The organism is Actinomadura sp. BRA 177 (assembly GCF_013372625.1).
GTDB lineage: Bacteria > Actinomycetota > Actinomycetes > Streptosporangiales > Streptosporangiaceae > Spirillospora.
Genome location: NZ_JABXFD010000118.1, coordinates 1 through 8,768 on the forward strand (window position 1 = coordinate 1; position 8,768 = coordinate 8,768).

The 8,768-nt window shown below is 71.3% G+C and carries 11 protein-coding genes; 2 read left to right on the forward strand and 9 right to left on the reverse strand.

Annotation, left to right across the window (positions count from 1 at the left end; translation table 11 throughout):
• The 4 genes from HUX53_RS03305 to HUX53_RS03320 all read right to left on the reverse strand — a co-directional run.
• The coding region (locus tag HUX53_RS03305) for a hypothetical protein (RefSeq protein ID WP_217919029.1) at nt 1-233 on the reverse strand (233 nt) is incomplete at its 3' end.
• Between the two features lie 184 nt (nt 234-417).
• Nucleotides 418-717 (reverse strand): hypothetical protein, encoded by a 300-nt coding sequence (locus HUX53_RS42415; RefSeq protein WP_309237023.1) that lies wholly within the window; start codon nt 715-717, stop codon nt 418-420.
• An 805-nt stretch (nt 718-1,522) separates the two neighbouring features.
• Nucleotides 1,523-1,789, reverse strand: coding sequence for a hypothetical protein (locus HUX53_RS39870; protein ID WP_217919030.1), 267 nt, complete (start codon nt 1,787-1,789; stop codon nt 1,523-1,525).
• A gap of 10 nt (nt 1,790-1,799) precedes the next feature.
• Nucleotides 1,800-2,909 (reverse strand): TniQ family protein, encoded by a 1,110-nt coding sequence (locus HUX53_RS03320; RefSeq protein WP_176401694.1) that lies wholly within the window; start codon nt 2,907-2,909, stop codon nt 1,800-1,802.
• Nucleotides 2,910-3,092: 183 nt separating this feature from the next.
• Here HUX53_RS03320 and HUX53_RS03325 point away from each other — a divergent pair, with 183 nt between their 5' ends.
• Nucleotides 3,093-4,001 carry an oxygenase MpaB family protein gene (locus tag HUX53_RS03325; protein WP_176401695.1) on the forward strand — a complete coding sequence of 303 codons (909 nt, stop codon included), beginning with the start codon at nt 3,093-3,095 and terminating at the stop codon, nt 3,999-4,001.
• An 8-nt stretch (nt 4,002-4,009) separates the two neighbouring features.
• On the opposite strand, the gene HUX53_RS03330 is transcribed toward HUX53_RS03325, so the two are convergent.
• Genes HUX53_RS03330 through HUX53_RS03345 form a run of 4 tightly spaced genes read right to left on the reverse strand, consistent with a single transcriptional unit; the run spans nt 4,010 to nt 7,089 of the window.
• Nucleotides 4,010-4,849: a PD-(D/E)XK nuclease family protein gene (locus tag HUX53_RS03330; RefSeq protein ID WP_309237024.1), complete on the reverse strand. Its 840-nt coding sequence runs from the start codon at nt 4,847-4,849 to the stop codon at nt 4,010-4,012.
• A gap of 2 nt (nt 4,850-4,851) precedes the next feature.
• On the reverse strand, nt 4,852-5,556 hold the full coding sequence (locus HUX53_RS03335) for an MBL fold metallo-hydrolase (RefSeq protein WP_176401696.1): 705 nt from the start codon (nt 5,554-5,556) through the stop codon (nt 4,852-4,854).
• Between the two features lie 10 nt (nt 5,557-5,566).
• Nucleotides 5,567-6,433: a PHP domain-containing protein gene (locus tag HUX53_RS03340; protein WP_176401697.1), complete on the reverse strand. Its 867-nt coding sequence runs from the start codon at nt 6,431-6,433 to the stop codon at nt 5,567-5,569.
• The gene (locus HUX53_RS03345) at nt 6,433-7,089 is read right to left on the reverse strand and encodes a DUF6758 family protein (protein ID WP_176401698.1); all 657 of its coding nucleotides are present in this window, start codon (nt 7,087-7,089) and stop codon (nt 6,433-6,435) included. The genes HUX53_RS03340 and HUX53_RS03345 overlap by 1 nt, the downstream gene beginning before the upstream one ends.
• Nucleotides 7,090-7,172: 83 nt before the next feature.
• On the opposite strand from HUX53_RS03345, the gene HUX53_RS03350 reads away from it, so the two are divergent.
• Complete coding sequence (locus HUX53_RS03350) at nt 7,173-7,562, forward strand: NUDIX hydrolase (protein WP_176401699.1); 390 nt, start codon at nt 7,173-7,175, stop codon at nt 7,560-7,562.
• Here the strand turns inward: HUX53_RS03350 and HUX53_RS03355 are convergent.
• A partial coding sequence (locus HUX53_RS03355) for a CPBP family intramembrane glutamic endopeptidase (protein ID WP_176401700.1) occupies nt 7,557-8,768 on the reverse strand: 1,212 nt, incomplete at its 5' end. The genes HUX53_RS03350 and HUX53_RS03355 overlap by 6 nt on opposite strands.

The window sequence follows — 8,768 nt, forward strand, 5'->3', positions numbered from 1 at the left end:
CCGGCCGGACCGACGGGTTCGACGGGCCGGCCCTCACCCGCGAGCACCGGCACCGGCGAGGCCGCCCCGCCCAAGATCTCCTGCACCGTCTCCCGCGTGATCAACAACCGCGACAGCTGGTCCTCCTCGGCCTCCAGCCGCAACTCCAGCCCGGCGATCTGCTCACGGACCTCCTCGATCCGCTGCCGGACCTCGGCCTCACGCCGCGCCAGCTCATCCAGCAACGAACCCATCGCGACACCGCCTCACCACACCTGCACCCACGGTAAAAGACGGTCACGCGATCAACCAGTAGAACCACAAAAACCAGGCGAGGAGCTCACTGAGAACGAGCTACACCCATCTCCGATTCCGGCGGCAGCATGCATGCTGCGATCGGAAGCCGTGGCGCCTCGATGGCGCTTTAAGGAGTCCTCTTCAGAAATCCCTGACGGCTTGGTCTTCGGCAGACTGCCGTTGGACAGCTCCCACGAGGGCGGAGGGGACGAGGGCGACAGCACGGTCGTCGTGGGCCAGTTGGCGCAGGACTTCGTGCACGGTGGTTCCGGAGAGTCCGACCAACGCCTGGATGAGGCGGATCCGCGTCACGGAGCCCGCGGTGGGCGCGGCGAGTTCGTCGACCAGTGCGGTCATGATCTGGTCCGCGCATTTGGGGTCCTGGGACAGTGTTCGCAGGACCTCCGCCGCGGTGACGTCGTCAAAGCCTTCGACCACCATGCTGACGAGTGTGGGAACGGCCGCGCCCACGCAGGTCCGCCCAAAGCCAGAGCGGCGTGCCCGCGCACCGTCATGTCCGGGTCCCCGTCGGCGTCCGCGAGCACTGCGGCGGCGCCCGGAGCCTCGGGCATCTCGGCGATCCCCTGCACCGCGCGCCGTCGGACGTCAGTGTCTTCCGAGTGCACGCGGCTTCCAGCGCCGCCAGGCCTTCGCCGCAAGATCGAGCGAGCGCCCAGCGCAGGGCGCCCGCGACGTGCGGGTCGGATTCGGCCAGGACCGCCCAGGCCAGAACCGACACGCCCTCCGTCCGGGCCAGGACGGCCTGCTGCCTGCGCGCCGCGCTGGTCGAGTTGAGCTCCCCGGATGAGTTCGGCGATGCGCAGGACGCCCTGCCAGTCGGTGGGCGCCGACACCTCGATCGCGCCGAGCCGCTCGAGCAGCTCCTGCTCCCGCGCCAAGCGGTCCCGCGTCCACCGGATGAGGCTGCTGACCAGGGCGGACGGCGTGAAAGCGGATCCTGCAGCGCGCGCCCGATCTGCTTGAGCGAGAGCACGAGCGACCGCAAGCTCTCCACCCGGCCCCAGGGCGTTGTAGTGCCGGAGCATCCGGGTGCTCACCCCGGAGCGGCGGGCCACATCACCGATCAGCAATCCGCGGCCTCCTCTGCCGCAGCAGCTCGGTGGTACGGGTGTGCGTGGCCACCGCCGGTTGGTCATCTCGCGGCGAAACCGCGGACGTGCCCGGCAGCGTCGGTGAGTTCGGGGCAGCGGCAGCTCCTCGGTCCCGGCGTCCCGGCCGATCGGATCTACATCGACCGGGGCTTCTCCGGGACCACCCGCCGCAACCGCGGCGCGCGCAGCACCTTGCCGAAGTACACATCGGCGTCGGCGGGCTCCAACTTCCACAGCAGCCGGCCGTACCAGGCCCAGACCTGCTCCAGGTGGACGACGTCGGCGGCGATCGTGCTGTCCTCGAGCCCGGCCGCGGCCCGGGCCAAGACGAACCCGGCCAGTACGTCGGTCTCCAGCGCCTCTCGGTCGCGTTGCCGGTGGGCGCGCCACTCGCAGATCATGTATGGAGGCTCATATCGCCTCCGACCCCGGCTCCGCAGGAGGCCGAAGCCGCCTGGAGGGCGGCACCCGATACCGTCCGGCGAGCTTGAAGAGATCGTTCCGGCCGCCCACCTTGCCTGCGAGCAGAACGAGATCGGAGACCCATCTCCCCACTCCCGTCCCCTCACGCCCGAAGGGAAACACCAACTCATCCCATGCGCCGACTCCCTCGACAAACCAGGCGCCACCGACCAGTAAACTATCAGCGAATACGACACGGGCAGCGACAACCAGTCCGGCTGCTCTCAGCAATATGTCATTGTCAGCTGCCAACAGGCCGCGTTCTTTACGCGGCAGATTGGCGTGCCGCGACAACTGATCGATTATCTGCGGATCCGTTCCGTCGAGAAGCTCCACGGCATCATCAGCCCGGGACAGAGCCATGGCAGCCAGCCACCTGAGATCGCGGAAGATCTGTTTGAGCTCCTCTTCGTCACCAGGGGCGTCCAAGAGATGATCGATGATTCTCTGGACTCGGAGAACCTCATCACTGCACGCTCGCGGCGCCTCCATCTCCCCAAGCCACCGGCCGCAATCAGGGCAACTCACAGCGCACTGCCCTACCGAACGGGTGCTATGGAACCTCGGCCACGGCGCCCGAGCAGTACGGCCCCTCGGGCACCCGCAACCTGCCAACAAGTAGCAACCATGCTCGACGCACGCGTAGGAAAAGCCCAGTTTCCACGGCAATAGCCAGCGGCCGCCGTTGCTCGCCAAGCACTCCGGGCACACCAGCGAGGTCTGAGCATGAACCCACTCGCCCGAGGCAGTGAAGACCTCCCGTCGACCAGACGTCTTCAGCATGAAGGCTGAGCGCCGGTACCTCCACAAGGTCATCAGCTCAAGCCGCGTCGCCGTCAGTCCCGTGGTCGCGGTGACCCGTTCAAGAACCCTCGCCGGAAGCCGCAAGCCCAGTACGTGCAACGTGCTGCGGTCCCTGCCCCACAGCCCGACCATCTCAGCCGCCCTCGGACGGCTGACCCCGAACTCCGCCGCGACCTGGTCGAGCCAGCTCAGCAGCGACTCCTTCTCCAGCGGCGCCGGCACGTACGCAAGCCTGCGCACACCCAGCCGCCGCATCCCAACCACCTCCACTGAAATCTTCGGTGGTCGAACAGCCTCCCGCGGAAGGATCTCTGAAATCTTGGGCGGCGGACTGAACTCTTCAGTGGCAACTGACAGCGGAGCAAAACGGAGGGGCCGGTGTCGAGGTCACGCCGGGGTAATGACACACTTACTGGAGTTTGTCTCATGGAGGTGCCCATGCCCGCGACCATCCAGCCCCCGGAAAGCGTCACCTGGCGCGTCCACCTCGACCGGTCCATGTGGATCGGCGGGGTGCGCAGCCTGATGCTGCAGGCGCTGCACCCCATGGCGATGTGGGGCGTCTGGCAGAACTCGAACTTCCGGGAGGACCCGTTCGGGCGGCTCCAGCGGACGTCCGACTTCGTGGGGCTCGGCACGTTCGGCAGCCCGGAGGAGGTCGAGACGGCCGCCTACCGGGTGCGGGAGATCCACCGCAGCCTGCGCATCCTCAACCACGACACCGGGAAGAAGGAGCGGCTCGACCAGCCCGAGCTGCTGCTGTGGGTGCACTGCGCCGAGGTCTACTCCTACCTGGAGGTCGCGCGGCGGGCCGGGCAGCTGCTCACCGGCGCCATGGCCGACCGGTACCTGGACGAGCAGCGCGCGTCCGCGACGCTCGTCGGGCTGCACGCCGAGGACGTCCCCGGCAGCGTCGCCGAGATGGAGGCGTTCTTCGCCGAGATGCGGCCGCGGCTGCGGGTCACCGAGGAGGCGGCGGAGACCGTCCGGTTCCTCATGTGGCCGACGCTCCCCGACAACCTGAAGTTCCTCTCCCCCGGCAAGCCGGGCTACTTCCCGTTCGGCGCGCTCTGCTACTACTCGCTGCCCGGCTGGGCGCGCCAGATGTACGGGGCGCTGCCCGAGGTGCCGCAGCCCGCGGTGACGGCGGCGCTCCGGTCGTTCCGGCTCGCGATGAACTCGGTGCCCGAGCGGGTGCACGACTACGCGTTCGCGAAGAACACCCGCGACATGCTCGAACGGTCCCGGCAGCGGCTCGCCGCTGAAGGCTACGACGTGAGCAAGGGCCTCTACGGTCTCCGCGACCCGCGCCGCTGGCCCGCCCAGCAGGCCCTCGCCCCCGCCTAAGCCGTTGGTCAGGGGGCGGTCGGGAGGGCCGCCCACGGCTCCTTGCGCGGGGCGGCCTGCCGGCCTTCGGGGCAGTGCCGGGCGAAGTCGCACCAGCCGCAGAGGGTGCCCGGACGCGGCGGGAACGTCTCGTCGTCCGCCCGGCCGTGCGAACGGTACGCCTCGTCGGCGGCCGCGGCCTCGGCGGCGATCTGCTCGGCGCGGCGCATGTGCCGGGCGAGGGACTCCTCGGTGTGCTCCCACACCGCGACCTCGCCGGACGGCAGATGGTGCAGCTCTACGCGGCGGCACGGGCGGCGCAGGACGCGGGACGCCGCCACCGCGTAGATCGCCAGCGCGAGGGAGCCCCGGGCGTCGTCGGAGGTCAGGATGTGCCGGCCGGTCTTGTAGTCGACGACGACGAGTTCGGCGCCGCGCGCGTCGAGGCGGTCGATGCGGCCCGAGACGGCGATCCGGTCGGTGCGGGTCGCGACCGTGCGCTCCACGCCGAGCGGCTCATCGGACGGGTCGAGCCCGGCGGCGTACCGCTCGGTCATCTCCCGCGCCCGGTCACGCCACTCGGCCGACTGCGCCTCGTCCCGGAAACCGTCCGTCAGCCAGCCCCGGACGAGCAGCCGGCCGGCGGCCTCGGGCGTGCGCTCGTGCAGCGGCAGCCGCCACCAGCCGGCCAGCGCGTTGTGCACGCTCGCGCCGACGCTGTTGTGCGCCCACGGCGGGCCCTTCGGCGGCATCGGACGATCCAGATAGGTCATCCGGTAGCGGCGCGGGCAGTCCAGCCACGTGTTCAGCCGCGACGGCGTGCACGTGTACAGCCGCTGGGGCATCCCCTCGAAGCCCAGCTGCTCCACCGCTAGTCGTCTTCGTTCGCCAAGGAACCCCAGGTCTCCCAGCGGGCGTCCTCGTCGCCGACCGTGGTCTCCTCGCCCTGCGCGGGCAGGACCTTCAGCTCCTTCGGCAGCGGGGTCAGCAGCGCGCCGATCGAGTTGAGCTGCTTGCGCAGGTCCTCGTACTGGCCGCCGATCGAGCCGGGACGGCCGCGGTGCAGCGTGTCGCCGGAGAACAGCGTGCCGAGCTGCTCGCTGATCACGCAGACGCTGCCGGGCGTGTGGCCCGGGGTGTGCACGATCTCCAGCTGCGCCTCGCCGATCTCGAAGACGCCGCCGTCCTCCAGCCAGATGTCGGGTTCGAGGGAGCGGAGCGCCTTGGCGTCGTCCTCGTCCTCCTCCGCTTTGGCGAGGCGGCCGAAGTAGTCGCGCCACAGCAGCCGGTCGGCCCGGTGCATCGCGATCGGCGCCCAGTCCTCCTCGTCCTCCTCGCCGGCGGCGGCGACCTCCAGCACGACGGCGAGGCGGTGCTCGTTGCCGTCGGTCAGGATGACGGCCATGACCTCCCGGTCGCCGACCTCCTTGAGGATGGCCTCGGCGTCGTACGCCGGGTCGATCACGATGACCTCGTCGTCGTCACCGACGATGTAGGTGTTGTTCTCGACGTCGTACTCGGTGTCGTCCAGGGTGAGCTTCCCCGACGTCACCACCTGTTCGATGCGCGCGTCCACGCAACGCACCCTACCGTGCTTCGCGGCCCCGATCCGGCACACGGAGGTCACTACCGGACGCGGCCTCCGCGAGCTGCTCGAACGCGTCCGGCGCGGTCGTCCCGGCGCCGAGCCGGTCGCCGGTGAGCGCGCCGTGGTCGTCGCTGGAGCCGGTCGCGGCGAGGCCCAGCGCCTTGGCGAGACCGTGCAGGTGGGCGCGGTCCTCGGGGACGTGGTCGGGGTGGTCGGCCTCGATCCCGGCGAGCCCGGCGGCGGCGAGGCGCTCGATCACCTCGTCGTCGAACACGTAGCCGCGGCGGCGGGCCCGCGGATGCGCCAGCACGCATACTCCCCCGACCGCGCGGACGAGCCCGATCGCCCGCTCCGGGTCCAGCGCGTACCGCTCGACGTAGGCGCGGCCGCCCTGCGCGATCCACTGGGACGTGAACGCCTCGTCCGCCGTCCTGATCACGCCGGCCTCGATCATGGCGCGGGCGATGTGCGGGCGGCCGACCGCCTCGCCGCGCGCGAGCGCCCGGACCATGCCCCACGTGACGTCCACGCCGAGGTCGCGGAGCCGGTCCACCATGCCCTGCGCCCTGATCACGCGGTCGTCGCAGATCCGGGCCAGCTCGGCGGCGAGCGCGGGATCCTCCGGGTCGAACAGGTAGCCGAGCATGTGCAGGCTGCGGCCGTCCTCCTGGCACGAAAGCTCGATGCCGGGGACGAGCGTCAGGCCGTCCGGCAGGGAGTTCGCGGCCGCGTCCCACCCGGCGACGGTGTCGTGGTCGGTCAGCGCGACGACGTCGAGTTCGCGGGCCCGCGCCCGCCGGACGACCTCGGCGGGCGGCCTGGTGCCGTCGGACGCGTCGCTGTGGCAGTGCAGGTCGATCCGCATCAGTCGTCGAGCCGCGGGCTGTGGGCGCCGTAGGGGAGGTCGAGTTCCATGCCGGGTTCGCGCAGGTCGAGGAGGTTCTGGCTCTCCAGCATCAGGACGCCGGCGTCGGCGGGCCACAGCACCGCCCACAGCCAGTTGCCCATCGCCTCACCGACGAACACGGCCCGCTCGGCGCGGTCGGGCCCGGTGCGCACCGCCCACATGGGGACGGACCGCCCGCAGGTCGCGGCCGGGCCGCTGACGTCCAGCTTCACGTGCGGCGGGCTCCCGTTGAACGCCTCGCCGGGGTCGGCGCCGTCCAGCCCCGCGTAGTGGGCGCCGAGCCCGATGCCGGGCTCCTCGGCGATCAGCACCATGTCGGCGGGGCCGCGCAGCAGCCCCGGCCCGGACACGGCGACGGCCGTCGCCCGCGCGCCCGAACGGTCGTCGCCGACCGTGGCGAATCCCGTGACGAGCCAGGCCGGCGGAAGGGGCCAGGGCGTCCAGACGGGGACCCGCGCGTCGCGCAGCACGGCGGCCAGCCCGTCCGGGCCGGGTCGCTTGGCCGGCTGCCTCGGCAGTACGGCGCCGTGCACGCCACAGCTCCAGTCGCTCGACCAGAGATCCGGCGCGCGAAGAGGACCCGCGCAGCGCGGGCACATCGGCTCCGCCCTCATGACTACCCACCCTGCGCGGCAACGTCCCGGATCGTCAAGTTCGGGCAGGTAGCCGGCTGGGAAAGGGGGAACAAAATGGGGTCATGGGGATTCGTTGCGTCGGCGGGATCGTGCGGGACGGCGACGGGCGGCTGCTGCTGGTGCGGCGCGGGCGCCCGCCCGGCGAGGGGCTGTGGTCCATTCCGGGCGGACGGGTCGAGCCCGGCGAGGACGACCCGGCCGCGGTCGCGCGGGAGCTGAGGGAGGAGACCGGCCTGGACGTCGCCGTCGGCGCCCACGCCGGGACGGTCGAGCGTCCCGGGCCCGGCGGCACCACCTACGAGATCCACGACTACACGGCCACCGTGACCGGCGGGACGCTCCGCGCGGGCGACGACGCGTCCGAGGCCCGCTGGGTGCGCCCGGACGACCTCGGCGACCTGCCGATCACGCCGGGGCTCCTCGACGCGCTCGCGCTGTGGGGCGTCCTATGACACGGGCAGCGGCTGGGACTCCGCCGTGACCGGCACGTCGTCCTGCACCGTGAGCTTCTGGACGCGCATACGGCGGGCCAGCCACACGACCACCAGCGCGTAGAGGACCATCGGGACGACGTCCGCGAGCACGACCTGCCAGGGCACGCTGCCCTGCTCCATGTCGAGCTTGCCGACGGCCGCCGGGAGCAGGAACGCCATCAGGTTGTTGAACACGTGCAGGGCGATGCTGGATTCGAGGCCGCCCGTCCGCACCGCCAGCCACGCCGCGATCGCGCCGAACAGGAAGATGTCGAGGATGCCCCAGCTCGTGTAGCCGTGCCCGGCGGTGAACAGCGCCGACCCGACCACGATGCCGGGCCACGGGGTGCGGAACACGGCGCTGAACACGCGTCCGATCCCGCTCCTGGCGTTCTCCAGCGTGCAGGAGCCCACGGCCTGGAGCAGCCAGCCGCGGAAGACGTACTCCTCCGCCGCCGCCTGGAACGGCACCAGCAGGACGATCACGACCGCCGGGACGAGGAAGTCGCTCCACCCGACCCAGTGCTCCTCGCCGCCGGTCTCGTCCATCGCGATGGCCGCCACGATGGACGTCCCGTACGACACGACGCAGAACATGACCGCCAGGCCGGAGCACACCAGCATCCAGCGCCACCGCAGCCGTCCCGCGACCGACGACAGCGTGCCCGGCCGCCGCCGCTGGATCAGCCACGCCGCCGCCAGCACGATCGGCAGGAACAGTGCGAGCGCCCCCAGGTTGAAGGCGATGTCGGCCGTCTCGTCACCGAAGATCGAGTTGGTGTCGGTGCCGCTGGTGTCGGGGAGGTCCCCGGTGACCGCCACCTTGACGATCATGCCGGCGACCATCAGCAGCAGCATGGAGCCGATCCCGACGACGAGGACCGCCAGGCTCCCCACCAGCGGCCGCCACCACCGGTGCGCCTCGTTCCGCGCCACCTGGTGGTACGGCCTGCCCTGCGGCATCTCGACCGTCCACGACCCCTTGGCGGGCGGCATCCCGTACCCCGGCCCATAGGGCCCGGGCCCGTACCCACCCGGCTGCCCCTGCGCCCCCGGCCAGTAGGGCATCCCGGGCACATACCCCTCCTGCCCAGGCCCGAGCGGCTGCTGCACCTGCCCATACGGCTGCGCCTGCCCGTAGGGCTGCTGTGCTTGCCCGTAGGGCTGCTGCGACTGGCCGTACGG